Origin of the sequence: Indolivaga capnocytophagoides (assembly GCF_036511535.1) — a bacterium.
In the GTDB taxonomy this organism is placed as follows: Bacteria; Bacteroidota; Bacteroidia; order Bacteroidales; family Dysgonomonadaceae; genus Dysgonomonas_A; species Dysgonomonas_A capnocytophagoides.
This window is the reverse complement of record NZ_AP028867.1, coordinates 2,930,360-2,956,380: the sequence shown is the minus strand read 5'-3', so window position 1 is coordinate 2,956,380 and position 26,021 is coordinate 2,930,360. Positions and strand designations below refer to the sequence as shown.

At 37.4% G+C, this 26,021-nt stretch carries 25 protein-coding genes; 22 read left to right on the top strand and 3 right to left on the bottom strand.

Going from position 1 to position 26,021, the window contains the following annotated elements:
* Nucleotides 1–51: 51 nt before the first annotated feature.
* From AABJ51_RS11840 to AABJ51_RS11805, 8 genes are all read left to right on the top strand, one after another.
* Nucleotides 52–1,755, top strand: coding sequence for a SulP family inorganic anion transporter (locus AABJ51_RS11840; protein WP_338372736.1), 1,704 nt, complete (start codon nucleotides 52–54; stop codon nucleotides 1,753–1,755).
* 208 nt (nucleotides 1,756–1,963) lie between these two features.
* Nucleotides 1,964–2,116 carry a 50S ribosomal protein L34 gene (gene rpmH / locus AABJ51_RS11835; RefSeq protein ID WP_026627007.1) on the top strand — a complete coding sequence of 51 codons (153 nt, stop codon included), beginning with the start codon at nucleotides 1,964–1,966 and terminating at the stop codon, nucleotides 2,114–2,116.
* Nucleotides 2,117–2,211: 95 nt separating this feature from the next.
* Nucleotides 2,212–2,706, top strand: coding sequence for a CvpA family protein (locus AABJ51_RS11830; RefSeq protein ID WP_026627008.1), 495 nt, complete (start codon nucleotides 2,212–2,214; stop codon nucleotides 2,704–2,706).
* A gap of 190 nt (nucleotides 2,707–2,896) precedes the next feature.
* Entirely contained in the window at nucleotides 2,897–3,721 is an 825-nt protein-coding gene (locus tag AABJ51_RS11825; RefSeq protein ID WP_338372735.1) for a patatin-like phospholipase family protein, read from the top strand.
* A gap of 258 nt (nucleotides 3,722–3,979) precedes the next feature.
* A complete protein-coding gene (locus AABJ51_RS11820) occupies nucleotides 3,980–4,915 on the top strand; it encodes a ribose-phosphate pyrophosphokinase (protein WP_026627010.1) in 936 nt (311 codons plus the stop codon).
* A 321-nt stretch (nucleotides 4,916–5,236) separates the two neighbouring features.
* On the top strand, nucleotides 5,237–5,905 hold the full coding sequence (locus AABJ51_RS11815) for a phosphatidylserine decarboxylase family protein (protein ID WP_134436912.1): 669 nt from the start codon (nucleotides 5,237–5,239) through the stop codon (nucleotides 5,903–5,905).
* Between the two features lie 3 nt (nucleotides 5,906–5,908).
* A complete protein-coding gene (locus AABJ51_RS11810) occupies nucleotides 5,909–6,649 on the top strand; it encodes a CDP-alcohol phosphatidyltransferase family protein (RefSeq protein WP_338372734.1) in 741 nt (246 codons plus the stop codon).
* 276 nt (nucleotides 6,650–6,925) lie between these two features.
* Nucleotides 6,926–7,174 carry a DUF4834 family protein gene (locus tag AABJ51_RS11805; RefSeq protein ID WP_338372733.1) on the top strand — a complete coding sequence of 83 codons (249 nt, stop codon included), beginning with the start codon at nucleotides 6,926–6,928 and terminating at the stop codon, nucleotides 7,172–7,174.
* Nucleotides 7,175–7,193: 19 nt separating this feature from the next.
* Here AABJ51_RS11805 and AABJ51_RS11800 read toward each other — a convergent pair whose 3' ends face one another.
* A complete protein-coding gene (locus AABJ51_RS11800; RefSeq protein WP_338372732.1) occupies nucleotides 7,194–7,880 on the bottom strand; it encodes an SIR2 family NAD-dependent protein deacylase in 687 nt (228 codons plus the stop codon).
* 164 nt (nucleotides 7,881–8,044) lie between these two features.
* On the opposite strand from AABJ51_RS11800, the gene bamJ (AABJ51_RS11795) reads away from it, so the two are divergent.
* The 8 genes from bamJ (AABJ51_RS11795) (at nucleotide 8,045) to AABJ51_RS11760 (ending at nucleotide 15,317) form a co-directional block, all read left to right on the top strand.
* Complete coding sequence (gene bamJ / locus AABJ51_RS11795; RefSeq protein WP_026627015.1) at nucleotides 8,045–8,629, top strand: BamJ family beta-barrel-assembly machinery protein; 585 nt, start codon at nucleotides 8,045–8,047, stop codon at nucleotides 8,627–8,629.
* Nucleotides 8,630–8,701: 72 nt separating this feature from the next.
* On the top strand, nucleotides 8,702–9,706 hold the full coding sequence (bamJ, locus tag AABJ51_RS11790; protein WP_026627016.1) for a BamJ family beta-barrel-assembly machinery protein: 1,005 nt from the start codon (nucleotides 8,702–8,704) through the stop codon (nucleotides 9,704–9,706).
* 190 nt (nucleotides 9,707–9,896) lie between these two features.
* Nucleotides 9,897–10,361: an Lrp/AsnC family transcriptional regulator gene (locus AABJ51_RS11785; RefSeq protein ID WP_026627017.1), complete on the top strand. Its 465-nt coding sequence runs from the start codon at nucleotides 9,897–9,899 to the stop codon at nucleotides 10,359–10,361.
* Between the two features lie 256 nt (nucleotides 10,362–10,617).
* Nucleotides 10,618–11,202, top strand: coding sequence for a PASTA domain-containing protein (locus tag AABJ51_RS11780; RefSeq protein WP_338372731.1), 585 nt, complete (start codon nucleotides 10,618–10,620; stop codon nucleotides 11,200–11,202).
* A gap of 2 nt (nucleotides 11,203–11,204) precedes the next feature.
* Entirely contained in the window at nucleotides 11,205–12,266 is a 1,062-nt protein-coding gene (locus AABJ51_RS11775) for an RluA family pseudouridine synthase (protein WP_374116880.1), read from the top strand.
* Nucleotides 12,267–12,463: 197 nt separating this feature from the next.
* Complete coding sequence (locus tag AABJ51_RS11770; RefSeq protein ID WP_338372730.1) at nucleotides 12,464–13,447, top strand: D-alanine--D-alanine ligase; 984 nt, start codon at nucleotides 12,464–12,466, stop codon at nucleotides 13,445–13,447.
* A gap of 3 nt (nucleotides 13,448–13,450) precedes the next feature.
* Complete coding sequence (locus tag AABJ51_RS11765) at nucleotides 13,451–14,605, top strand: 1-acyl-sn-glycerol-3-phosphate acyltransferase (RefSeq protein WP_338372729.1); 1,155 nt, start codon at nucleotides 13,451–13,453, stop codon at nucleotides 14,603–14,605.
* A 130-nt stretch (nucleotides 14,606–14,735) separates the two neighbouring features.
* On the top strand, nucleotides 14,736–15,317 hold the full coding sequence (locus tag AABJ51_RS11760) for a DUF4468 domain-containing protein (protein ID WP_051290768.1): 582 nt from the start codon (nucleotides 14,736–14,738) through the stop codon (nucleotides 15,315–15,317).
* Between the two features lies 1 nt (nucleotide 15,318).
* Here the strand turns inward: AABJ51_RS11760 and rnhB are convergent, their stop codons facing one another.
* Nucleotides 15,319–15,918 carry a ribonuclease HII gene (gene rnhB, locus AABJ51_RS11755; protein WP_134436904.1) on the bottom strand — a complete coding sequence of 200 codons (600 nt, stop codon included), beginning with the start codon at nucleotides 15,916–15,918 and terminating at the stop codon, nucleotides 15,319–15,321.
* A gap of 425 nt (nucleotides 15,919–16,343) precedes the next feature.
* On the opposite strand from rnhB, the gene purB reads away from it, so the two are divergent.
* The 6 genes from purB to AABJ51_RS11725 all read left to right on the top strand — a co-directional run bounded on the left by purB (nucleotide 16,344) and on the right by AABJ51_RS11725 (nucleotide 23,292).
* Nucleotides 16,344–17,687: an adenylosuccinate lyase gene (gene purB / locus AABJ51_RS11750; protein ID WP_338372728.1), complete on the top strand. Its 1,344-nt coding sequence runs from the start codon at nucleotides 16,344–16,346 to the stop codon at nucleotides 17,685–17,687.
* Between the two features lie 63 nt (nucleotides 17,688–17,750).
* Entirely contained in the window at nucleotides 17,751–18,959 is a 1,209-nt protein-coding gene (locus AABJ51_RS11745; protein WP_134436903.1) for a pseudouridine synthase, read from the top strand.
* 188 nt (nucleotides 18,960–19,147) lie between these two features.
* A complete protein-coding gene (gene asnS, locus AABJ51_RS11740) occupies nucleotides 19,148–20,542 on the top strand; it encodes an asparagine--tRNA ligase (protein WP_338372727.1) in 1,395 nt (464 codons plus the stop codon).
* Between the two features lie 93 nt (nucleotides 20,543–20,635).
* Nucleotides 20,636–21,799 carry a DUF6080 domain-containing protein gene (locus tag AABJ51_RS11735; RefSeq protein ID WP_338372726.1) on the top strand — a complete coding sequence of 388 codons (1,164 nt, stop codon included), beginning with the start codon at nucleotides 20,636–20,638 and terminating at the stop codon, nucleotides 21,797–21,799.
* Nucleotide 21,800: 1 nt separating this feature from the next.
* The gene (locus tag AABJ51_RS11730; protein ID WP_338372725.1) at nucleotides 21,801–22,700 is read left to right on the top strand and encodes a decaprenyl-phosphate phosphoribosyltransferase; all 900 of its coding nucleotides are present in this window, start codon (nucleotides 21,801–21,803) and stop codon (nucleotides 22,698–22,700) included.
* On the top strand, nucleotides 22,690–23,292 hold the full coding sequence (locus AABJ51_RS11725) for an HAD family hydrolase (RefSeq protein ID WP_338372724.1): 603 nt from the start codon (nucleotides 22,690–22,692) through the stop codon (nucleotides 23,290–23,292). The genes AABJ51_RS11730 and AABJ51_RS11725 overlap by 11 nt, the downstream gene beginning before the upstream one ends.
* A gap of 65 nt (nucleotides 23,293–23,357) precedes the next feature.
* On the opposite strand, the gene ppc is transcribed toward AABJ51_RS11725, so the two are convergent.
* Entirely contained in the window at nucleotides 23,358–25,994 is a 2,637-nt protein-coding gene (gene ppc, locus AABJ51_RS11720; RefSeq protein ID WP_338372723.1) for a phosphoenolpyruvate carboxylase, read from the bottom strand.
* Between the last annotated feature and the right edge of the window lie 27 nt (nucleotides 25,995–26,021).

Genomic DNA, 26,021 nt, shown 5'->3' with positions numbered 1-26,021 from the left:
AGCAAATCATTTTATACCTTTGCTGACCTTAAAAATAACCTACTCAAAACAATGGTTTCGGATAGATTCAAAACATTCAGGCCGCAGATACTCGATTCTCTTAAAGGCTATAATAAAGATAAGTTCATGGCAGATGTCATGGCCGGGCTTATAGTGGGGATAGTTGCTTTGCCTTTGGCAATAGCTTTTGGTATTGCTTCAGGGGTTAGTCCCGAAAAGGGGCTTTATACGGCTATTATTGCAGGGTTTGTGATTTCTGCATTGGGAGGTAGTACTGTACAGATCGGAGGTCCTACCGGAGCATTTATTGTTGTTGTTTACAATATTATAGAGCAGTTTGGTTTCGATGGCTTGGTTATCACAACCATAATGTCGGGAATAATGCTTATACTCATGGGAGTACTTAAGCTTGGGGTGGTGATTAAATATATACCTTATCCGGTTATTGTGGGGTATATGAGTGGTATAGCCGTGACTATATTCTCGACCCAGATAAAGGATTTTTTCGGATTGAATGTTGATAATATTCCTCCTGATTTCTTAGGGAAATGGTCTTTGTATCTGAATAATTTCTCGACTATTGATTATATAACTTTTGGAGTAGGGGTGTTGAGTTTATTGATTATTATATTCTCCCATAAAATTTCAAAAAAAATACCCGGGTCTCTTTTGGCTGTCATCTTTATTACTGTTTTGGCTTACTGTCTGAGGCATTTTCTTGGGATAGATTCTGTAGAAACGATAGGGGATCGATTTAGTTTCAAAAGCACATTGCCTGATATAGAAGGTGTCTCATTTAATATGAGAACAATAAATCTATTGTTTCCGTATGCTTTTACATTGGCGATTTTGGGTTCTATAGAGTCTTTGATTTCTGCGAATGTTGCTGATGGTGTTACGGGCGAGAAGAATAATTCCAATATGGAGCTTGTTGCGCAGGGTGTTGCTAATATAATAGCTCCGCTGTTCGGAGGTATTCCGGCAACAGGAGCATTGGCACGAACAATGACCAATGTAAGTAATGGAGGACGGACTCCCGTTGCAGGGATAGTACATGCTACCTTTTTACTGCTTGTGGTTTTGTTTCTTGGTGGACTGACTCAGCATATACCTATGGTTTGTCTTGCGGCAATACTTATTGTAGTCTCATATAATATGAGTGAGTGGCGTTCGTTCTTAGCTTTACTGCGGAACTCCAAAGCCGATGTTGTTGTGTTGGTAACAACTTTTTTGCTGACCGTTATTTTTGATCTGACAATAGCAATCGAAATCGGATTATTGTTAGCTGTATTTCTTTTCCTTAAACGTATTATGGATGTCACTCAGATATCTGTTATTACAGATGAATTAAATCCGACCGACAGCGGAACGAACGAAGATATGCTTTCTATTCCCAAAGAGGTGGAAGTTTATGAGATAGACGGACCCTTCTTTTTCGGTATTGCCAATAAGTTTGAAGAGAGTATGCGGATTATTGGAGATAAACCGTTGGTTCGGATTATTCGTATGCGTAAAGTTCCTTTTATCGATTCTACAGGATTGCACAATCTGGAAAGCTTATGTATGAAGTCCCAGAGTGAGGATATTCAGATTATTTTGTCAGGTGTACGTCCCAACGTGCATGAGGCATTGGATAAGTTCGGCTTTTCGGAGATTCTTAGCAAGGAAAACGTATGTCCTAATATCACAGTTGCGCTTGAAAGAGCAAACGAGATAATAGATAAAAAGACAATCGATACAGAAGAGGGGAACTAAGCTCTCAGACCTTTCTATTGTATGGCGTAATATTACTGCAAAAGTTGATCCATGGATTAAAATAAAGGTCGAATATGGACTATTACTTAATATACAATGATTTTGGTAAGTTAAAATTGGAATATTCTTGTATATTTAAAATAAACTCTCTACTTTTGCAAGCCGAATTCAGATTTCAGAAAATAATAACGAAAAAATATATAAAGCGATGAAAAGAACTTTTCAACCCTCAAGAAGAAAGAGAATAAACAAACACGGCTTCCGCTTAAGAATGGCTACAGCTAATGGACGCAGAGTATTGGCTGCACGCAGAGCAAAAGGAAGAGCTAAACTTTCTGTATCTGACGAAGCTGCGAAATAAGGAATTTATCAGTAAAACCTGACAATATCGAAAAGTAAGAATTAATTAATTCTTACTTTTGTTGTTTTAAATCTGAATCCTTAACAGATAAAGAGATGACTTGGTTTGATATATTGATATACATTGTTGTTATATATTGTGTCTTTAAAGGATATAAGACTGGCTTGATTAAACAGCTGGCGACTTTGGCGGGATTAATTGCCGGTGCTATATTGTCCGGTCAGATATCATCTATTCTTTTGCCGGTGTTGCAAGGTAAAAGCCATTCGTCGGAATATATACTGGCTCCCCTTTCGTATATGCTGGCATTTGCCCTTATTATGTTAGCTTTTTATTTGTTGGGTACTTTGATTCAAGGCGTGATTGAAGCCGCAAAGATGGGGACTCTGAACCGGTTGGCAGGAGTAGTTCTTTGCCTTGTTAAGTGGATGTTGGCAATAAGTATAGTGATAAATTTAATAGGGAAGATCGATTCAAAACACTATATAATAAGCGAAGATACAATCAACCGCTCTAAAATGTATAAGTACGTGCAGCCATTTGCACCGCATATTGTTCCGTTTTTGAAATTCGAGTTTGACAAAGAATAATTAGTCTAAGATCTTAGATTTTTTTGTTACGATGGTGAATAAAATGCCTCAAACCGGTTACAAATTAGAAGCATACTATTAAATCCTTTTTTTTACTTAAATTTGGAAATTGAACTGCTTAACAATAATCTTGTTTAGTTGTTCTGTAATATACAGATAAATAGGTCGGAGACCTTAATACTCGGGTTTTATGCCTCACGAAGATGAAGAATATAAATATAAACTGGGTTTAGCATTAAGTGGTGGTGGAGCTAAAGGCTTTGCCCATATCGGAGTGCTGAAGGCCATGGATGAGCAGGGGCTCCATCCTGATATTATAGCCGGAACCAGTGCCGGAGCCTTTGCCGGTGTGCTTTATGCGGACGGGAATAGTCCGGATGAAATAATGTCGTTCTTCAAGAAAAAATCATTTAAAGAATTTGCCGAATTAACTATTCCTCATACAGGAATATTTAAAACGGATAGGTTTAAGCGTTTTCTAAAAACTCATCTTAAGGCTAAAACTTTCGAAGATCTGCAGATACCCATGAAGATAATAGCAACGGATCTGGCGAACGGAACCAGCGTTGTATTCGATAAGGGACCTCTCATTCCTGCTGTTATAGCGTCATGTGCTTTTCCTATTATATTTACTCCCGCATTGATTAATGAAGTGTATTATGTTGATGGAGGATTGTTTAAGAATTTTCCTGTTACCCCTATCCGGTTCGATTGCGAAACGGTTATCGGAGTAAACGTTGCGCCACTGACTAAGCAGGAGTATAAAAACTCGTTGCTGTATATTGCCGAGCGGTCATTTCATTATATGTCGGTCTCTAATTCGTTTGCCGACCGTAAGCTGTGTGATATATTAATTGAAACTAACGCTCTGTCGAAATATGCCATGTTTACGCTTGATCATACTCAGGAAATAGCTAATATCGGATACGAGGCTGCGCAGAAAGAATTTGAAAAAATAAAGAATCAGGCGATTATAAACAGAGTCAGCGAAAATAAGGAGATCAAGAAGATCTGAGCCTGAAAGTGTGATAATATTTATAGTATATCTCTGATGTATATGCCGTTCAGCCTATGATTGTCTGTCAAAATGATAAAAAAGTTTTGAACTCCTGATATTTTCACAGTTGATATTTAACTGGTAATGATTTGTTTTGTAAATTTGCATGCGTAAATCAGTAGATAAGTAAAAAATATATTAATTTCAATCATAACTGGCTTAGATTATTTTATTTACCAATGTAATAAAAGGTCTGAGATCATAAAAAGCTCATCAATGGAATCAATACCATTTAAAATCTTCTCCGGAACTAATTCCCGTTATTTAGCAGAAAAAATTTGTAACAGTCTAGGCTGTCCCCTTGGTAACATGAACATACAGCGTTTTGCCGATGGAGAGTTTTCTGTATCGTACGAAGAATCAATCCGTGGACGTCAGGTTTTTCTGATACAGTCTACTTATCCATCTTCAGATAACCTGATGGAACTGCTTCTTATGATTGATGCAGCCAAAAGAGCTTCGGCCAGATCTATTGTCGCTGTTATTCCGTATTTCGGTTGGGCAAGACAAGACCGTAAGGATAAACCCCGTGTGTCTATCGGTGCAAAACTTATTGCCGATATGCTGGGTGCAGCTGGAATAAACCGTTTGATCACAATGGACTTGCATGCCGACCAGATACAAGGGTTCTTTGATGTTCCTGTAGACCACCTTTATGCTTCGGCTATCTTTACCAATTATATAGACACTCTCGATAAAGAAAATCTCGTTATAGCAACGCCCGATGTCGGAGGTACAAAACGTGCCAGTTCTTATGCGAAATATTTCGGAGTACCGATGGTAATCTGTTACAAGCTCAGAAAGAAAGCAAATGAAATATCGGAAATGCAAATTATCGGAGATGTTGAAGGAATGGATGTTCTTTTGGTTGACGATATTGTAGATACTGCCGGAACAATAACCAAGGCTGCCGATTTGATGATGTCTCACGGAGCCCGTTCGGTGAGGGCGATTGCCAGCCATGCGGTGATGTCTGACCCTGCATCCGAAAGAGTGGATAAATCGGCTCTCTCTGAGATGTTATTTACAGACAGTATACCTTATTCTAAAAAATGCGAAAAGGTGACTATTCTGTCTATTGCGGATGTCTTTGCAGACTCTATCAGAAGGGTTTGTAATAACGAATCTATCAGCTCATTATACGTATTGTAATAAACTTATATAAGAAGGTCGGAACTGAATCAGAATGGTTCGTTCCGGCTTTTTTGTTTTATTATAAGATGTTCGCAACACAAATGTTGCCTGCATATCCGGTGCTTCCGGCTTTTATATCTTCTGATTATTTTGCAGTTTGCATAAATAAGAATATTTTTGCTCCACGAAAAATAGCGACTGAAGAATAAATATTCAAGAAAATTTGTATCTTATTCGCAAGGGGTGATTGTTATGTTATCTAAGAACAGGCAATAATAGACAATCAATATAATGAATGTGAATTAAAATAGGTCTGAGACCTTAAAATAAGTTTTAAGAATGAAATTGCATCATGAAGGACGTAGCGAACTGGTAATTCTGTTTATAATCTTATCTGTTATAAATGGCGCATTGGTTTACTTTTTCGGGAAAAATATTTTCACATATGTAGTATTAAGTGCATCAGTCGTTTTCTTTTTTATTGTTCTGAATTTTTATAGAAGCCCGTTCAGACGATTCAAAGGAGATATGGATAATTCGATAGTATGTCCGGCCGATGGAAGGATTGTTGCGATAGAAGAAGTATTCGAATCCGAATATTTTAAAGATAATCGTTTACAGGTATCTGTTTTTATGTCGCCGTTGAATGTTCATGCCAACTGGTTTCCGGTGAATGGAACAGTGATCTTTAAAAAACATCATAACGGACGGTTTCAGGCTGCATATCTGCCAAAATCAAGTGTCGAAAACGAAAGATCGACAGTTGTTATACGAAGAGACGACGGGGTGGAAGTGCTTATGCGTCAGATAGCCGGAGCCATGGCTAAGCGTATCGTTACATATCCCGAAGAAGGAGAACGTGCGCATATTGATGATCATATGGGATTTATAAAACTTGGATCCCGAGTGGATTTGTTCTTGCCTCTTGATACCAAAATCAATGTTACTCTTGATCAGAATGTAACCGGTAACCAGACTGTAATAGGAGAACTTCCTCAAAAAATATAGAAAATGAAAAAGCATATACCCAATTTCCTTACATCCATGAATGTCCTTTCGGGTTGTATCGCCTGTGTTATGGCGTTTAACGGTAATTATTTATGGGTGGTGATTTGGGTTATTACGGGAGCTGTATTTGATTTTTTCGATGGCTTTTCGGCTCGTCTGTTGAAGGCTTATTCTCCTTTGGGAAAGGAATTGGATTCTCTCGCCGACATGGTTAGTTTCGGATTGGCGCCGGCTTTGGCTGTTTTTCATTTTCTATCCACAAATAACACTTTAGGGTCTCCTCTTTTTGATTTTTCCGATGGGACTTCTTTTTATCTGCGTGAACTTATTCCTTATATAAGTTTCTTATTGGTTATATTTTCAGGTCTGCGTCTTGCAAAATTTAATATAGATGAGAGGCAGTCAACTACATTTATCGGATTGCCGACTCCTGCCAATGCTTTGTTCTGGATTAGCTTTTGTCTTGGAGCAAGCCGTTTTGATGAACTGACACAGCTGTTTCTTTTTTATCCGACCATTGTTCTTATTATTGTATTTTCGTTGTTGATGATTGTTGAAATACCTATGTTTTCACTAAAAATCAAGAGCCTGAAATTAAAAGGAAATGAACTTCGTTACCTTTTGGTTGTTTTTATGATAGCGGCAGTTATACTTTGGAATGTATTGGGCATAGCAGCAGGGATTATTTTATATATCATATTGTCAGTCGTGTCAGCCAAGCGCACTCAGTCAAAAAACGGTTGATACCTCATGACCAGGAAAGGCGGTAAGCCTGTATAGTCGTTAAATTTTACAAAAAGTTTTCCTCGTTAATGTCTTTTGCCGTATTTTTAGGCTTATGATAAGTTTCGTTATCATACCTTAGTGTTTATGTAATTCGATAAATTAGGTAACAGAAAGTATTTAATGATGCATTATGGAGTAATAACTACTTGTTGCTTTTGTGCTTACAAAGTCAATAAATAGATCTGGAACCTTAAAAAGGTCGAAAACCTTTAAAACTCCAAACGGAAATAGAAAATGGGCAGCTTTTTACTCTTCATATTACTTATATTTCTCCTGATCATTGGATTAGGAGTGGGATTTATTCTTCGATTCCTGCGTCTTTTCACGAAAGGGGCAAGAGTCTCATCGTCATTCGGCGGTACATCCCGCAACAATCAACAATCTCATAACGATAGTTCTACGTCTGATGCGGGGCAGCAGCCTCAGGGTAAAGTCTTCAGTAAAGACGAAGGCGAGTATGTCGATTACGAAGAAGTCAAATAGTAAAAACGATTAGGGATTCTTACTTTTCCAGTAATTTAATAAGGTCACTCATTCCTTCTGATGCGCCTTTTTTTATGAAAGTTACATTCGGACGGTATATCGAAACATCTTTCGGGTCTATCAGGTAGATCGGAGTATCAGGTGAAACGTAATTTACTAAACCTGCAGCAGGATATACATTGAGGGAGGTTCCTATTACGATAAGGATATCGGCTTGTTCGGTAATTTTCTCAGCTTCGTACATCATAGGAACGGCTTCTCCGAACCAAACAATATGAGGGCGGATTTGTGAGCCGTCCGGGCTTTTGTCTCCAAGTTTGGTATCGGGATTTTGAGGGTCGGCGTCCATAATCAGATCCGGATTTCGGGACGACCGTATTTTCATTAACTCTCCATGCAGGTGCAGCACATGTTTGCTTCCTGCCTTTTCATGAAGATTGTCTACATTCTGTGTGATAATGTCTACACTGTACTTTTCCTGCAGAGATGCTAGCAGCAGATGTCCTTTATTCGGTTTTGCATTAATTGTCTCCCGACGTCTTTTATTATAGAAATCAAGAACCAGCTGGGGATTGCGCATAAATCCCTCGGGAGTGGCTACATCTTCTACTTTATATTGATCCCATAAACCTCCGGAATCCCTGAATGTTGCGATTCCGCTTTCTGCACTCATTCCTGCTCCTGTCAGAACTACTATATTCTTCATTTTCACACATTTTTTTGAAAGATTTAACAGATCTCTCTTCAAATAAGATATAATTTCGAGAACGAAAGTTAGATAAAATATCGCTAAAAGAATTACTTTTGCAGCAACAAAGTATGTAATAAACCAAACAGGGAATAAATCCCTATTTTTTAATTGAAAAACAAATGGATAAAATCAGTTATGCTTTAGGTCTGAGCATCGCCAATAATTTTTTAAGTTCGGGAATCAATAAGCTTGATATAGAAACATTCGCTAAAGCTATAGATGATGTATTGAACCAAAAGCAGACATCGATGAATTACGATGAAGCAAAAAACGTAATCAACGAATACTTCACCAAATTACAAGACGAAAAACTGACTATAAATCTGAAAGCAGGACAAGAGTTTCTTGCTATCAATAAAAATCGTCCAGGCGTAGTTACTCTTCCCAGCGGATTACAATATGAGATAATTAAAGAAGGAAACGGAAAGATTCCTGCGGCTACCGATCAGGTAAAATGCCATTATCATGGAACATTGATCGATGGTACTGTTTTCGATAGCAGTGTTCAGCGTGGTACACCTGCAACATTCGGTGTTAATCAGGTTATCAAAGGATGGGTAGAAGCTTTACAGTTGATGCCGGTTGGTTCTAAATGGAAACTTTTTATCCCATCGGATCTTGCTTACGGAGCACAAGGAGCCGGACAGTCTATCGAGCCTAACTCGACTTTGGTGTTCGAGGTAGAAGTTTTGGATATCGTATAATCAATATTTGAAAGAAATACTTTTTTAAAGAAACAAGTAAATAATTACTTATTAAATACATTTGCCTTAACAATGAAAAAATTTCAAATTCTAGCACTAGGTGCGATTGCTGCAATCGGAGCTTCAGTAGCTTCTTGCGATGGAGGAACTGCAACTCCTAACGCATCATTAAAAACAGAAGTTGACTCTTTATCTTATGCTTATGGAGTACAATTAGCTGAAAGCGGTCTTAGCCAATACTTGACCCAATTAGGAGTAACACAAGATACTGCTATGTTCAAGGCTTCGTACGCTCAGCGTATCGCAGCTGAATCTGATGCTGCTAAAAAAGCTACTTTAGAAAAAGAATTGACAACAAAATTGGACTCTCTAAATAAAGCTAATTCTAAAAACCTTGCTTTGTTTATAAAAGGTCTTAACGAAAGCTTCAATTCAAGCAGCAAAGATCAGGATGCTTATTTCAATGGTCTTCAGATCGGAGGACAATTGAAACAAATGTCTGAAAATTTCGAAAATCAAGTGCTGGACTCAGCTAAGATAAACAAAACTGCTTTACTTGCCGGTGTTTTGAATTCTTTGAAACATGAAAAGATTGCTATTGCAAATTCTTCTGAATTGGTTCAGACTAAAGCAATGGAGTCTCAAAAAAGAGCTCAGGCTAAACACGAAGAAGAGTTGAAAGCTCAATATCAGCCACAAATTGAAGCAGGACAGAAATTCCTTGCAGAAAACAAAGCTAAAGATGGTGTTGTAACACTTCCTAGCGGACTTCAATACAAAGTGGTAAAACAAGGAGCCGGAGCAAAACCTGCTGCAACAGACCGTGTGAAAGTATTCTATAAAGGATCTTTGATCGACGGAACTGTATTCGAAACAAATGAAGGTAAAGATCCTGCTGTATTTGGAGTTGGACAGGTTATTAAAGGTTGGACAGAAGCATTGCAATTGATGCCTGCCGGATCAAAATGGACATTATATATCCCTTACGATTTAGCTTATGGCGGTCAGCAAGCTGGCTCTATCTCTCCTTTCTCTACTTTGATCTTCGATATCGAACTAGTTAGCATCGAGAAGTAATATCATACAAAATGATAATAATAAAATGCTCTGGCAATATATGTCAGAGCATTTTATTTATTTAAGAATCTCTTAAAATGTCTTTTTTTACAATAAATAGTAAGTGAAAGTGAGTCTTTTTATATAAAAAAGCGGTATATCAAAAAAATACCATTATATTTGGCAGTTAAATCTAATAAAAAGATAGAATATGGAGAAAATCGATAAACTTGACAAAAAGATTCTGGAGATAATATCTCAGAATGCCCGTATCCCATTCAAGGATGTGGCTTTGGAGTGTGGTGTTTCGCGTGCGGCTATTCATCAGCGTGTGCAGCGAATGATAGAGATGAAAGTGATCATCGGTTCGGGTTATATAATCAATCCTAAAGTTTTAGGATATAATACATGTACTTATATCGGGGTAAAACTTGAAAAAGGTTCTATGTATAAAACCGTTATACCCGAGTTGGATAAAATTCCCGAGATTGTAGAATCTCATTTTACTACAGGACCTTATACAATCCTAGTGAAACTTTATGCTAGAGACAACGAACACTTAATGGACTTATTGAATAACAAAATCCAGGAAATCCCCGGAGTTGTGGCTACCGAAACAATGATCTCTTTGAGCCAGGGAGTAAAACGGCAGATCCCTATAACAAAGGCTGAATAAGATCTGAGACCTTAAAGTTTTCAAGCTTCTTTATTTCACATAAGAAATCAAAAGGATAGTCTGCTAAAAGTAGATTATCCTTTTGGTTTTTATGCAGTTTACCGTGTTTTACGTGATTCCGTTATGCTAAAATCCGGACATCAAAACCTTCCTCTTCATACAAAAAAAGTGAAAAGCATATGCTTTCATATATTTTTTAATACTTTTGCAATTCGGATGTATTGTCCATAAATAGGAAATCAAAATGGTAGACTTTTTGAAAAAGATAACAACTAACATATATGTCAGGAATGTCTTATTAATGCTTATCCTGGCTGTTATATTGATTGCGATAACTTTATTTTGCCTGAATAAATATACACGCCATAATGAGTCGATAGAAGTGCCGGGTTTAAAAGGGCTTCAGGTTCAGGATGCAGCATCTATTATTGCATCGTCGAGCCTTCGCTATGAGGTAGTAGACTCTGTGTATAATCAGGATGGTGTACCCGGTGCGATCGTTGAACAAATTCCTCTCGGAAAATCACATGTGAAAGAAGGACGAACCATATATCTTACTGTGCAGGCGAAAAGTGAACAGCTTGTTTCTATGCCTGATCTGGAAGATGCTTCGCTGAGGCAGGCTGAGGCGTTGCTTAAAGCATTAGGCTTTAGTCGGATAAATATAGAAAAAGTTCCTTCTCAGTATCAGGATCTTGTTTTTGGAGTAGCCTATAGAGGAGTAACCGTTAAAGCAGGTCAAAAAATACCTAAAAACTCAGTGCTTACCCTTAGGGTCGGAGATGGAGGTGTATCAGCAGATAGTACCGAAATAGATACTACAACGACCGAAATATATTAATGATGATCGATCCTAACGAAGAAATAGATGATCTTCTTGATGAAGATCAAGATGAATCGGCATCTGAACAATACGAACATTACCGGTTTGTAGCCGATAAAGGACAGAGTTTACTACGAGTAGATAAATTTATAACTTGCCGCATAGAAGGCATTTCGAGAAACCGGATACAGTGTGCTGCCGATGCTGGATGTATTCTTGCCAACGGTGTTGCTGTAAAATCTAATTATAAGGTGAAGCCAAACGATGTGATAACCATCGTGATGGATAGGCCGAAGCGTGAACTCGAAATTATTCCCGAAGATTTACCCCTTGATATAGTTTATGAAGATAATGACTTGATGGTCATTAATAAACAGCCCGGATTGGTCGTACACCCCGGACACGGAAATTATACAGGCACTCTTGTAAATGCAATAGCATATCATCTGAAAGATACGCCAGAATACGACGCTAAAGATCCTCGATTGGGACTGGTACACCGTATTGATAAAGATACATCGGGATTATTGGTCATTGCTAAAAATCCGAATGCAAAGGCTCATCTTTCAGCCCAGTTTTTCAATAAAACTACAAAACGGGAGTATGTTGCTGTAGTATGGGGGGCTGTCGAAGAGGATAAAGGCCGTATAGAAGGAAATATCGGGAGAAGTGTGAAAGACCGTTTGCAAATGACGGTTTTTGAAGATGGAGAGCATGGTAAACCGGCGGTGACTAACTACGAGGTCATAGAACGGCTTGGGTATGTATCGGTGGTGAAGTGCAGACTCGAAACAGGACGCACGCATCAAATACGTGTTCATATGAAACACATAGGACATGTTTTGTTTAACGATGCTCGCTATGGTGGTGATCAGATATTGAAAGGTACGACTTTTACTAAATATAAGCAGTTTGTCCAAAACTGTTTTAATATATGTCCGAGACAAGCATTGCATGCCCGTAGTTTAGGGTTTGTACATCCTTCGACCGGAGAAGAAATGCTCTTCGAAAGTCCTGTGCCTGCAGATATGCAGCAATTAATAGAGAAGTGGAGAGGATACATCTCCAGCCGTGATTTTTGAAATAAATTAAGTAAGAGAAAGCACTTAATGATATGTTTTTTTAGCGATAACAGACTGTCGTTATGCCTGTAAAGGTAATAAATCTAAAAAACAAGAGCCTTTAATATTAATTAGAAAATTGTCGGGGTATAACATTCAGTTGTGTTTATACCTGTCAAATATAACAAATAGGTCTGAGACCTTAGTATCAACAGAGCATGAAAAAAAATATCGCAATTGTATGGGGCGGCTACTCGTCCGAAAGTGTAGTTTCGGAAAAGAGCATGCAAGGTATTTATTCTTTTATGGATAAAAACCGCTATGATATTTATAAAGTAAAAATAGCAAGAGATAGCTGGACAGCTGAGATCGACGGGCAGGAATGCCTTGTTGATAAGAATGATTTTACGATACAAACTGCCGGAGGCAGAATCAAAATAGACTTTGCTTATATTACAATACATGGAACTCCCGGAGAAGACGGACATCTTCAGGGTTATCTCGATATGTTGAATGTTCCTTATTCGACATGTGGAATGATGGCTTCGGCGATAACTTTTAATAAGTTTGTTTGCAATAATTTTCTTAAAAACTTTGGATTCAATGTTGCGAAATCAGTATATTTAAGCAGAGAAACAAAATACGATATCGGTGAAATAATCAATTATCTGAATCTTCCTGTGTTTGTTAAACCCAATACAGGCGGATCGAGTTTTGCTACAGCCAAAGTTAAATCTCGAGAAGATATGCAAAGTGCCATCGATTCGGCATTTGGAGAGGCTTCTGATGTGATTATCGAAAGCTTTATCAGCGGCAGGGAAGTCACATGTGGCTGTTATAAAACAAAAGAAAGAGTTGTATTACTTCCATTGACGGAAGTCGTGACTCAGAATGAGTTTTTTGATTATAATGCAAAATATATGGGACAGGTGGAAGAGATAACTCCCGCCCGATTACCCGAAGAAATAACTGCCCGCATACAGGCTTTGACATCGAAGATTTACGATCTGGTAGATGCTAAAGGTATAATCAGGGCAGACTTTATTATATCAGATGGAACACCGTATTTATTAGAGGTCAATACAACTCCGGGAATGACTGCAACCAGTTTTATCCCTCAACAGGTAAAAGCCGCAGGTATGAATATGACGGATGTATTGTCTGAGATAATTGAAAATGAATATCTTAAAAACGCAAAATAATTTATGAGTAGCGACAGGTTCAGCGACATAGCACCGTTGGAAGATGATCAGGTAAAAAGCACTATTCAGGAATTACTCGTTGATCCTGGATTTCTTCATGCCGTAAAGTACATCCTGCCTGATGTGAACTGGGAGGAGTTTTCGGCTGAAATGTCTAAGTATAATACTAAATTCGACTTTCAATCTCAAATGATCGCCCCAACTGTATGGGGGCTGACCAAAAGAACTGCGACTTCGGTCGAAAGTTCAGGTTGGGAAAATATCAGCAGGGATAGGTCGCACCTATTTATATCGAATCACAGAGATATTATTCTTGACGCTGGAATACTCAATATTTCATTGAATTCAAAAGGTCTGGAAACAACAGAGATTGCTATTGGAGATAATCTGCTGATACATCCATGGATAGAAAAACTGGTGAAACTAAATAAAAGTTTCCTTGTAAAGAGGGGAGTGTCTGTACGGCAGATGCTTGAGGTTTCTAAGCACATGTCGGAATATATCCACTATACTATAAACGAAAAGAAAGAGTCTGTATGGCTTGCCCAAAGGGAAGGTAGAGCAAAGGACTCTAATGACCGTACTCAGGAAAGCCTGCTCAAAATGTTAGCCTTGTGGCCGGAGACCGGATGTTTTGTTGATCGTATTAAGGAATTGAATATTATACCGATGTCTATATCGTATGAGTTCGATCCATGTGATTACCTGAAGGCAAAAGAATTTCAGTTGAAAAGAGATAATCCCGAATATAAAAAAGCTCAGATAGATGATCTCCGTAATATGGAAATCGGGCTGCTTGGCTTCAAGGGGAATATCCATTTTAGATTCGGACGGGTAATCAACGATAAACTTGATCCAATAAAAGAGCTGGAAAAAAAAGAGCAGACATCTGCTGTTGCTCATGTTATTGACAGAGAGATACATCTCAATTATGAATTTTTTCCTTGTAATTATATTGCTTTTGACTTATTGAACCAGACCGATCGATTTGTTGAAAAATATAATGATGATCAAAAGGCTGATTTCGAAAACTATCTGGCAAAACAGATGAATAAAATAGATTTGGAAAATAAGGATATACCATTCCTGAGGTTAAAGCTTCTGGAAATGTACTCCAATACCCTTAAGAACTATCTTATAGCAAAAGGAGAAGAATAAAATTTTTTATATTTAAAGTTAAAGAAAGAGCAGATTCTGTTCTTTCTTTTTATTTTTGCATAAGTGGTATGATAACTCCTGACCGTATAAAGACGGAATTGCACTTTTTTACAGAATTAAACATCAGTCTATGTCTAAATTATTTAAAACAATTGTTCTAATTATATCTATCAGTTTGCTCGCGACAGAAGCATATTCGCAGGATTTACTGCAGAATGAAAAATTCAGTTATGTGCCGACATTCGAAGGCAAAGTGATTTTTCTCAAGGAAATCCCATTAAAATATTCTAATCAGAATAACAGCTATCTGCACCTGAAAGAGTGGTGTAAAATGAATTACGCTTCTGATCCTTTGATATCCAATATCAGGTATGATAATACGAATAAAGAGATTGTGATACGGTCGAAAATAGAATTACTTTTACCTCCAAACGCAAAGAATGTGAGAGAGAAGGTAATGATGACATATCATTTCAATACATTTATCTTTGACAGTAAGTGTATCTTGGAAATAAAAGATATTTCATATGTGCTGCCTCACGAGAAGAAAGCAGTGAAAGCCGAATCGTTAATTACAGATAGGACACTTGCGATTAGTGATGATAAACACGAAATTAGAGCGAATGTCAAAAAAAGTACACTGTACTTTCTGAATGAACTTGCCGATAATATTGAAATTGCGGTGAATAACCCGGCAATCCTCGCAAAGTAGGCTAAAAATCCAATGAGAGCTGTTTGTTGAGTAGAGTAAATGTCATCCGGTGATAAGGTGTTGCCCCGAATTGCTCTATTGCTTTCCTGTGCTTTATGGTAGGGTAGCCTTTATTGCTGTCCCAGCCGTAGGCCGGATATTCGTTATGCAGATTTAACATAAAATCATCACGGTATGTTTTTGCAAGTATAGATGCTGCGGCTATTGGGAGATATTTTCCGTCACCTTTGATGATACATGTGTGATTGATTTCTTTGTATTTTTTAAATCTATTGCCATCTATTAAGAGGCTTTCGGGTATAATGGATAACTGATCGAGAGCTCTGTGCATTGCCAGAAAAGAGGCATTCAGTATATTGATTTTGTCAATTTCCGTCTGATCGACAATGCCTACAGCCCAAGCCACAGCTTCTTTTTCGATAATAGAGCGAAGTTCGTACCTTTCTTTTTCTTTTACTTGTTTCGAATCGTTCAATAGATCGCAACGGAAATCTTTAGGCAAAATAACAGCGGCAGCAAATACCGGACCTGCAAGACATCCTCTTCCGGCTTCATCGCAGCCGGCTTCTACTTGCTCCGGATTAAGGCAAAGTTCAAGCATTGTTTGTTTTTTTATTCCATACTGTGGGCTTGGATAGTCTCCAAAGTAACAGTAAGTATTTAATATCATGTTTTAAAGTAATAACCGGCCTATTGCAGTTATACCTTGGTGTACAATAAATGGGTCTGAGACCTTAATCTCTTGATTTTCTTTCAAAATTAGAAAATTTGCATCAAAATCACGAATTGTAGCATATTTAATGAATATTTTGTTATTATCACTGTAAATTATTAATTTAAAAAACTACCTTTGTTAGGGTTAAGGCTTTAGCCTTGTTTGTTAGTGAAATTTGTATGACAATAATTGGTTATTAAGCCATTAAACGACTGGATAATTTCAGCCTGTTAGTTAATTAGGAAGTAATAAAACACATAATCACAAGTATTGAACTTGTTTTATATTGAATAGATAAATATTTATCCACCATGAAATTAGATACCCTAACAGCCATCAGCCCGATTGATGGACGTTATCGTAATAAGACTGAGGAACTGGCCGATTACTTTTCGGAATATGCATTGATAAAATATCGGGTACATGTCGAAGTGGAATATTTCATCGCTTTATGCGAATTGCCATTGCCCCAGCTCCAGGATATAGATAAAAACGTATTTCCAGAATTACGTAAAATAGTCAGCGGCTTTTCGGAAGAAGATGCAATCCATATCAAGGAAATAGAAAGTATAACAAACCATGATGTAAAAGCTGTCGAATATTTCATTAAGGAAAAGTTTGACGTTTTGAAATTGGAAAAGTATAAAGAGTTCATTCATTTTGGTTTAACTTCGCAAGATATAAATAATACATCCATTCCTTTATCGTTGAAAGACGGATTGAACAAAGTGTATTATCCGTTGTTAAAAGAATTGATAGAACATTTAAGATCTCGTGCCGAAGAATGGTCGGATGTTTCGATGTTGGCAAAAACGCATGGGCAGCCTGCATCCCCGACTCGCTTGGGTAAAGAGATTATGGTATTTGTAAGTAGGTTAGAGAACCAACTGCAACAATTGCAGACAATTCCTTTTACTGCAAAATTCGGAGGAGCAACGGGTAATTATAATGCTCATAATGTTGCTTATCCGGCATATAACTGGAAAGAATTCGGTTCGAAGTTTACTTCTGAGAAATTAGGATTGGTCAGGGAAGAATATACAACACAGATATCTAACTATGATAATCTAGCTGCAATTTTTGACGGACTGAAAAGAATCAACACGATAATCATTGATTTGGATCGGGATTTTTGGCAGTATATTTCGATGGAGTACTTTAAGCAGAAGATCAAAGCCGGAGAAATAGGCTCGTCAGCAATGCCTCACAAAGTTAACCCGATAGACTTCGAAAATGCAGAAGGGAACTTAGGTATTGCCAATGCTATTCTTGAGCATTTATCATCCAAATTACCGATATCCCGATTGCAAAGAGATCTGACTGATTCAACAGTTTTGAGAAATGTAGGTGTACCCGTGGGGCACATTGTCATCTCATTGCAAAGCACATTGAAAGGATTGGGTAAATTGCTCCTGAATAAGGATGCTTTGGAACGAGACCTTGAGCATAATTGGGCAGTGGTAGCAGAAGCTATTCAGACTATTCTTCGCAGAGAAGGATATCCTAAGCCTTATGAAGCCTTGAAGGAATTGACCCGAACTAACGAAGCTATAACAGCTAAGTCTATCGAGAATTTTATCAATGGATTATCTGTTACTGAATCCGTTAAAGAAGAATTAAAGAAAATTACGCCTCAGACCTATACGGGAGTATAACACAACAATATAGCCGTGAGGTTATTTAAATAAATAATTTATAAAAACTAAATTTAACCAAAGATGATTACAGACAGAGATAATGAACGCCGGGATGGTTATTCATCATCGAACAGACCATCTATCAACAAAAACAACCAAGGCGGCGAAATAAAGAAAAAACGCCCTCGTGTTGGTGATGCACGTCCGTCCCTTAACCGTGAGTACAACAATAGGGACAGTCGGGATAACCGCGATTCTCGTGATTATAACAGAGATAATCGTAGTGGAGGCTATAACTCTGATGACAGAAGATCGGGATCTTACGGAAATAATTCGTACCAGTCTGGTGGAAGCCGTTCTATAAACAGATCGGGAAGTAACAGATCTGGAGGATACCAGTCCGGAGGATATCAATCAGGCGGAAGAGACAATAATAGGGATAACGATCGTCGTCCTTATAATAACAGAGATCAGAGAGATAACCGTGGAGGTTCATTCCAAAGAAGGGATAATAATAAAGGACCGAAACAATTGGTGAAACCGGTTAAATATAAAGAAAATCTTGATCCCAGCACACCTATTCGTTTAAACAAGTATCTGGCGAATGCCGGAGTATGTTCACGTCGTGAAGCAGACTCTTACATTACTGCCGGAGTTGTAAAAGTAAACGGAGAAGTTGTGTCTGAACTTGGAGCGAAGGTTACACGCGGAGATAGTATAACATTTCATGATCAACCCGTTCGTTTGGAAAGTAAGGTTTATGTATTATTGAATAAACCAAAAAATACAGTGACAACTTCAGATGATCCTCAAAACAGAAAGACTGTAATGGATTTGGTAAAAGGAGCATGTCCCGAACGTATTTATCCAGTTGGGCGTCTTGACAGAAATACAACAGGTGTATTGCTTCTTACTAATGACGGAGATTTAGCATCTAAGCTGATGCATCCAAAATATGTGAAGAAAAAAATCTATCAGGTAAAGCTTGACCGTGATGTTGCAATCGAGGATATGCAGGCTATAGCCGATGGTATAGATCTTGAAGATGGAGAAATCCATGCAGATTCTATAGCCTATGTTGCAGAAGATATTTTGAACGAAGTAGGTATTGAAATCCACTCAGGACGTAACCGTATTGTTCGTCGTATATTCGAAAAACTAGGTTATCAGGTACAGAAACTCGATCGTGTTTACTTTGCCGGATTGACCAAAAAGAATATCCCGAGAGGACGCTGGAGGTATCTGACCGAATCTGAGGTGAACATGCTACGCATGGGTGCTTTTGAATAATTACTGAGAAAATAGAAGAACAGTTAGTATAATTAATTTATACTAACTGTTTTATTCAGTTAAGGGAAATGCTATAAGATATACTTCTGGTTTATAAAACCAAAGAAATAAAAAGGTCTGTGACCTTATTATATTTACGCTTACATTTAACAGAAGGTCTGTGACCTTAAGACAAACTAAAATTAGAAATGGAAACAATTCGTAGGACAAAAATTTCGGATTTACCCCAATGTAAATTTGGAGATCAGGTGAGTGTTAAAGGATGGGTACGTACTCGTCGAGGCAATAAACAAGTAAGCTTCATCGCTCTTAATGACGGTTCTACTATTAATAATATTCAGATTGTTGCAGATATAGAAAAGTTTGGCGAAGACAATCTGAAACCTATTACCACAGGTGCATGTATCCATGTTATCGGAAAATATGTAGAATCGCAGGGTAAAGGACAAAACGGAGAAATACAGGCAACCGAAATTGAAATATACGGAACAGCAGATGCACAGGAATACCCTTTGCAGAAAAAAGGGCACTCTCTTGAATTTCTTCGTGAGATAGCACATTTACGTCCCAGAACAAATACATTCGGAGCCATTTTTCGTATGCGTCACCATATGTCGTATGCTATTCATAAATATTTCAACGACCATGGCTTCTTTTATCTGCATACGCCAATAATTACGGCTTCCGATGCAGAAGGTGCAGGCTCTATGTTTCAGGCTACAACTCTGGATTTTAATAATCTACCGAGAACAGAAGAAGGTAAGATTGATTATAGTCAGGATTTTTTCGGACGTCAGACTAATATGACAGTATCGGGTCAGCTCGAAGGAGAATTGGGTGCAATGGCTTTGGGTGCGGTATATACTTTTGGCCCGACATTCAGAGCCGAAAACTCGAATACTCCCCGACATTTGGCCGAATTCTGGATGATTGAACCGGAAGTTGCTTTTTATGATATTCATGATAATATGGATTTGGCTGAAGACTTCCTGAAATATCTGATTCGTTATGCTCTGGATAATTGTAAAGAGGATCTGGCATTCCTGAACGAAATGTATGATAAGGAATTGATTGAACGTCTTGAATTTGTTCTTTCAAATGATTTTGTTCGTCTGACATATACCGAAGGTGTAAAAATTCTCGAAGAAAGCGGACATAAATTCGAATTCCCTGTATATTGGGGAGCAGACCTTCAGTCTGAGCATGAACGCTATCTAGTGGAAAAGCATTTCAAACGTCCTGTAATAATGACAGACTATCCTAAAGAGATCAAGTCTTTCTACATGAAACAGAATGAAGATGGTAAAACAGTCAGAGGGATGGATGTTTTATTCCCTAAAATCGGTGAGATAATCGGAGGATCGGAACGTGAGGCTGATTATGACAAATTGATGGAAAGAATTAAAGAGACAGGAATGAATACCGATCCTATTTGGTGGTATCTTGAAACCCGTAAATTCGGAACTGCTCCTCATGCCGGATTTGGATTGGGCTTTGAACGATTAATGTTATTCGTTACAGGTATGCTTAATATCCGTGATGTTATACCATTCCCAAGAACTCCTAAAAATGCAGAGTTTTAAATTTAAATTCTTATATTTGCAGCCGTAAAAGAATCTATCTTTTACGGCTTTTTTGTTAGGGATAATTCTTTTTTATTAAAATAGATTGCTGTTTTGCTTGATTACAAAAGATACTTAAATGGTTCTTCTACTAAGTGTGATTATTGGATAACGGAATTTTCGGAATTGAAAAGACTAATAATTTCCTTATTCCCTAATAATAAGGAGGAGAAAAAAGTATTATTTTTCTTCTTTCTTCTATATTCTCTATTGGCGTTTTATATTATGTTTAATGCTAACCTTTATAATAATCCCTTTATATCTGCTGATTTATATTTTTCTTATGATAGCCTGAGATGCTATCATAAAGGGGTGGAGAATTATGAAGGTCATCCACTATTATATTATATCCTCTATCCGATTCTGAAAATAGGGTCTTGTTTGAGGCTAATATTTAAACATGAAATATCTAAAGTCGTTTTTATAAATGTGGTGAGTGCATATTTGGTGTTTTCTTCAATTATGTATGTATATAGATACTTAAGAGCAATTATTGAGTTGAAAAGAAAAATAAGTTTATTAATGATCTTTTTTTATTCTCTTTTCTTGACTTGTATTATTTTAAGCTTCATTTTTGAATCGTTTACGTTTTCTCTATATCTGTTAAGCTTTGCCATATATTATTATTCTGATTTGAAGAAAGGAGACAAGAAAAGCTATTTTTCCGATGCTTTTCTAACGATTCTATTAGGGGCAGTGACTATCGCTAATTTGGCAAAAGGAGCTTTATTGATGTTCTTTACAAAAAATAATTTTAGAACAACTCTTTTTAAGATAATATATATCAGTGTCTTTTTTCTAATTGTTTTTATGTATTTAGAATATAGATACAATACACTTGATTGGCTATTTAAGAGATACAAGTATTTTACAAACATGAATTACTCCTTGTATGAAAATGCTATAGATTTATTTATAGGAGCTCCTATTTTGCTTCCAGAGTTGCTTATTAAGTATTCTGCTACTCAAAATTATTTAGTTATTATTACCGATTATTATCACAAATGTTGGCAATATCTATTTACAGGTATTTTATGGGGGGTATTTATTGTACCTTTAACTTTAGGCTGGGGGTATAATAAGCGGCTAAATAATAAGCAAAGAAAAGTATTTACGATTATCTTAGTCACAATGATATTAGTGTTACTTGTTAATAATATTAATTGGGTAATTGATTTTGTCCAATATTCTAAAACCTTATATCCAATAGATATTTAATATGCTCCAAACTTCTTTTTTATATTTAAAACTGTTGCGTGTCCATCAATGGATCAAGAACTTTTTTATATTCGCCCCTATCTTTTTTTCATTCTCTTTTCATAGTAGAGAGGCTTTGATAAATGCATCGATTGCTTTTATCGGATTTTGCTGTATAGCCAGTTCTGTTTATATCATAAATGATTGGAAAGATATGGAATCTGATAAGGAGCATCCAACTAAAAAGTTTCGACCTTTAGCATCGGGAGCCATTAGTGTGTCTTCGGCATTTGTAGTTTGCCTTTTTATAATTTGCTTAGGCTTTGGTATATATATATTTATATTAAAGAGTCTAGCTTCAACTAATCTCTTAGCTGGCTATTTCTTATTAAACATAGCCTATTGCTTTAAGTTAAAGCAAGTATCAATAGTTGATATTACCATTGTTGCCATTGGATTTGTTATCCGTTTATTTATTGGAGGATATGCCACCGGAATAGTACTTTCTTATTGGATAATAATCTTGACATTCTTACTTGCACTTCTTCTTGTCGTAGGGAAAAGACGGACAGATGTTGTAATCTTTACTGAAACCGGAAAACAAATGAGAAAAAGTATAGCCGGTTATAATCTCGAATTTTTGAATTCTATAATAATCATAATAGTCACAATAATCCTATTCAGTTATATAATGTATACTATTTCTCCGCTAGTTGTATTGCATAATGGAGAATATCTTTATATAACATCATTGTTCGTAATTTTAGGCTTGTTCAGGTATTTACAAGCTATATTTGTAGAGAAGAAGGGTGATAGCCCAACAAATTTATTGATTTATGACAGGCCTTTGCAAATATATATTGCCTTGTGGGTTACTTCATTTATCTCAATCTCTTTATATAACAGATATTATGACTTCTAAACCAATAATAGCAGCCTTTGATTTTGATGGAACTATAACGACAAAAGATACTCTTTTAGATTTTATAGGTTTTTATGTTGGAAAGATAAGGCTTATAGTAGGATTGATTATTCTCTCACCTATGCTTATCTGCTATAAAGCCGGATTGATAAGGAATAGTACAGCAAAGCAAAAGCTGTTCTCATTTTTCTTTAAAAATGTATCTGTAAATCGTTTTAACAAGATAGGGGAGAAATACATTGAACGGATTAATCTTATAACAAGAAAAGAAACGATTGATAAAATAAGATGGCATCAAAACCAAGGTCATCAAGTAATTATTATCAGTGCCTCTGTCAAAAATTGGATCCAACCATGGGCGAACCAAATGAATATTAACGTAGTGTTATCTACAGAAATATTTGTAACGGATAACATTATAGATGGAACATTCAGTACTAAGAATTGTTATGGTCAAGAGAAAGTCAACCGTTTGCTAGCTCAATATCCTGATAGAAACAGTTATATTCTGTATGCATACGGCGACAGTAGAGGGGATAAGGAGCTTCTTGAATCAGCTGATTATCCAACTTTTTTAGAATATGGGCTGTAGATAGATAAATAAAAGTCTCGAGTTTATTCAAACTCGAGACTTTTATTTATGATATGGGGGTATTATCATCCTGTATTTCGCATACCTGCGGCGATACCGGAAATTGTTACCATCAATGCTTGTTCCAATTCCTGAGGATAAGTTTCTTGATTACGACACCGTTGCAACAGTTCTACCTGAAGTAAATTCAGCGGAATTGTATAGATATTTCGCATCGCAATGTTGCTTGCTATCGACGGAAGATTCTCCATAAGATGATCGTCATGCAGAATATTCAATATGGTATGAATATCTTTTTCCAGCTGATTTTGAAGTTCAGTCCCAAGATACTGAAGTTTAGGATCCACGAGCCGCTTATCATAATATGTGGCAATACGTCTGTCAGCTTTCGCAAATACCATTTCCAACATGCTTATACGAGTGTTGAAAAATGGCCACTCTTTAGACATTGATTCAAGCAAGCCCATCTTACCCTCATCTATAACTTGCTGTAAAGCCTGACCGGCTCCCAGCCATGCCGGCAGCATTAACCGGTTTTGAGTCCATCCAAAAATCCACGGAATAGCTCTTAAACTTTCCACTCCTCCGGTTGGGCGACGTTTAGCAGGCCTTGACCCTAGAGGCAGTTTTGCAAGTTCCGCTTCCGGTGTGGATTGATAGAAGTAGGGTATGAAGTCTTCGTTGCGATGTACCAGATCCTGATATGCTTTGCATGATATGTCAGACAAGTCATCCATCACTTTACGCCATTCGTCCTTTGGTGCAGGAGGAGGTAAAAGATTGGCTTCTAATATTGCATCTATATATAACGAAAGGGTATTGATTGCCAAGTCGGGAAGTCCTAATTTGAAACGGATCATTTCCCCTTGTTCAGTAACACGTAATCCTCCTTTAAGAGAACCGGGAGGCTGAGAGAATAATGCTATCTTAGCGGGTCCTCCGCCTCTACCTATTGTTCCGCCTCTACCGTGGAATAAGGTAAGTAAAACTCCTGCTTCCGAACATACTCTGATCAGAGCTTCCTGTCCTCTGTATTGAGCCCATCCAGCGGCTAATGCACCTGCATCTTTCGCAGAATCCGAATAGCCTATCATCACCATTTGTTTGTTGTTGATGATGCCTCTGTACCAACCTATATTCAGTAATTGTTTCATTACATCTTCGGCATTATTGAGGTCGTTAAGAGTTTCAAACAGCGGAGCTACCGGAAGAGTATAAGGGCATCCTGTTTCCTTTAAAAATAAGTGAACGGCCAGTACATCCGATGGAGTTCTTGCCATAGATATTACGTATACAGGAATTGCACCTTCGGGAGTTTCGGCTATCACACGACAGGTTTCAATCACTTCTTTGGTTTCCGGACTGGGTTCCCAGTTATTCGGAATAAGAGGTCGCTTCGAAGAAAGCTCCTTAATAAGAAACGCTTGTTTTTCTGATTCAGACCATGATTCGTAATCTCCTATACCCAGATAGCGGGTAACTTCCGACAATGCTTCGGTATGTCTTGTGCTTTCCTGGCGGACATCTATTTTTACCAGTGTCACACCGAAACACTTCACCCGGCGTAGAGTATCCGATAATTTGTCGTTTGCTATACTTTGCATACCGCATTCGATGAGTGAATTGTAGCATTGCATTAATGGTTCCCACAGTTGGTTATTATCGAAAATAATATCATCGGTCACAGGTAAGTGTTTGCCTTCAATTCTTTCGTCCAGATAAGCGATTGTTTTTCTGAATTTCGAGCGAAGACGTTTCATCAATTCTCTGTATGGTTCTTGTACATCGTTATCTCCCAGATATTCCCTGAATTGAGGAGTACAGGCATACATCGAAAGTTCTTTTACTAATACTTCGATATCTCTCAGGAATAGCAATGCAGCTCGTTTACGGCTTTGAAGTAATACATCACGTGTTACAGATGCTGTAACGTTGGGATTACCATCACGGTCTCCACCCATCCATGACGAAAAGTGTATGGGACGTGCATCTACCGGAATGGTGTATCCGATTGTATTATTCAATTGTTCATTTAATTCTCTCAGGAATTGAGGAACGGCATCCCAAAGACTGTTTTCGACAACATCATATCCCCATTTTGCCTCTTCATTCGGTGTTGGCCGGTTTTTACGTATCTCGTCCGTAAACCAATATTGAACGATTAGTTGCTTCAATCTTTGCATAATATGCTCTTTCTTGTAGTCAACTATATCGTCATGATCTAATTGCTGTAAACAATCGCTTACTTCATTCAGATTATTAATGAGCGAACGGCGGTTTATTTCAGTAGGGTGGGCTGTCAGTACAAGGTCAATAGAGATTTCTTCAATAGACTTCTTCACCTCTTCATCGCTTATGCCTTTATCCTTAAGGGTTTTGTAGATGGCCGGAAAGTTTACCGGATTTTCTTTTCCCTGAGCATGTTGCGATATAGTATCGTATTGCTCGGCTGTATTGGTCAGATTAAGGAACTGGTTGAATGCCTGCGCTACAGGTAAAAAATCCTTATCAGGAAGGTTTTGCAGGGTTTTGACTAGTTCTTCATGAGCGGCAATGTCTCCATTATGAGAAGCCTTAGAGAGTCGTCTTATCGTTTCGACCCTTTCGAATGTAGCTTCTCCCAGAGCTTCCCTGATAGTGTCTCCGAGAAGAGAACCTAACATCGAAATGTTCTCATTCATTAAAGTGTTTGATTGACTCATATTTTAAATTTTTGAGTTAAGGTCTCA

Excerpts from the sequence above, each read along its gene's own strand:
- AABJ51_RS11775 (WP_374116880.1), top strand. The coding sequence starts at position 11,205 with ATGATCGATCCTAACGAAGAAATAGATGATCTTCTTGATGAAGATCAA.
- AABJ51_RS11825 (WP_338372735.1), top strand. The coding sequence starts at position 2,897 with ATGCCTCACGAAGATGAAGAATATAAATATAAACTGGGTTTAGCATTA.
- AABJ51_RS11770 (WP_338372730.1), top strand. The coding sequence starts at position 12,464 with ATGAAAAAAAATATCGCAATTGTATGGGGCGGCTACTCGTCCGAAAGT.
- AABJ51_RS11810 (WP_338372734.1), top strand. The coding sequence starts at position 5,909 with ATGAAAAAGCATATACCCAATTTCCTTACATCCATGAATGTCCTTTCG.
- asnS (WP_338372727.1), top strand. The coding sequence starts at position 19,148 with ATGGAAACAATTCGTAGGACAAAAATTTCGGATTTACCCCAATGTAAA.
- AABJ51_RS11830 (WP_026627008.1), top strand. The coding sequence starts at position 2,212 with ATGACTTGGTTTGATATATTGATATACATTGTTGTTATATATTGTGTC.
- AABJ51_RS11725 (WP_338372724.1), top strand. The coding sequence starts at position 22,690 with ATGACTTCTAAACCAATAATAGCAGCCTTTGATTTTGATGGAACTATA.
- AABJ51_RS11745 (WP_134436903.1), top strand. The coding sequence starts at position 17,751 with ATGATTACAGACAGAGATAATGAACGCCGGGATGGTTATTCATCATCG.
- AABJ51_RS11805 (WP_338372733.1), top strand. The coding sequence starts at position 6,926 with ATGGGCAGCTTTTTACTCTTCATATTACTTATATTTCTCCTGATCATT.
- AABJ51_RS11800 (WP_338372732.1), bottom strand. The coding sequence starts at position 7,880 with ATGAAGAATATAGTAGTTCTGACAGGAGCAGGAATGAGTGCAGAAAGC.
- AABJ51_RS11785 (WP_026627017.1), top strand. The coding sequence starts at position 9,897 with ATGGAGAAAATCGATAAACTTGACAAAAAGATTCTGGAGATAATATCT.
- AABJ51_RS11840 (WP_338372736.1), top strand. The coding sequence starts at position 52 with ATGGTTTCGGATAGATTCAAAACATTCAGGCCGCAGATACTCGATTCT.
- purB (WP_338372728.1), top strand. The coding sequence starts at position 16,344 with ATGAAATTAGATACCCTAACAGCCATCAGCCCGATTGATGGACGTTAT.
- rpmH (WP_026627007.1), top strand. The coding sequence starts at position 1,964 with ATGAAAAGAACTTTTCAACCCTCAAGAAGAAAGAGAATAAACAAACAC.
- rnhB (WP_134436904.1), bottom strand. The coding sequence starts at position 15,918 with ATGCTTGAACTTTGCCTTAATCCGGAGCAAGTAGAAGCCGGCTGCGAT.
- ppc (WP_338372723.1), bottom strand. The coding sequence starts at position 25,994 with ATGAGTCAATCAAACACTTTAATGAATGAGAACATTTCGATGTTAGGT.
- AABJ51_RS11760 (WP_051290768.1), top strand. The coding sequence starts at position 14,736 with ATGTCTAAATTATTTAAAACAATTGTTCTAATTATATCTATCAGTTTG.
- AABJ51_RS11815 (WP_134436912.1), top strand. The coding sequence starts at position 5,237 with ATGAAATTGCATCATGAAGGACGTAGCGAACTGGTAATTCTGTTTATA.
- AABJ51_RS11730 (WP_338372725.1), top strand. The coding sequence starts at position 21,801 with ATGCTCCAAACTTCTTTTTTATATTTAAAACTGTTGCGTGTCCATCAA.
- bamJ (WP_026627016.1), top strand. The coding sequence starts at position 8,702 with ATGAAAAAATTTCAAATTCTAGCACTAGGTGCGATTGCTGCAATCGGA.
- bamJ (WP_026627015.1), top strand. The coding sequence starts at position 8,045 with ATGGATAAAATCAGTTATGCTTTAGGTCTGAGCATCGCCAATAATTTT.
- AABJ51_RS11765 (WP_338372729.1), top strand. The coding sequence starts at position 13,451 with ATGAGTAGCGACAGGTTCAGCGACATAGCACCGTTGGAAGATGATCAG.
- AABJ51_RS11820 (WP_026627010.1), top strand. The coding sequence starts at position 3,980 with ATGGAATCAATACCATTTAAAATCTTCTCCGGAACTAATTCCCGTTAT.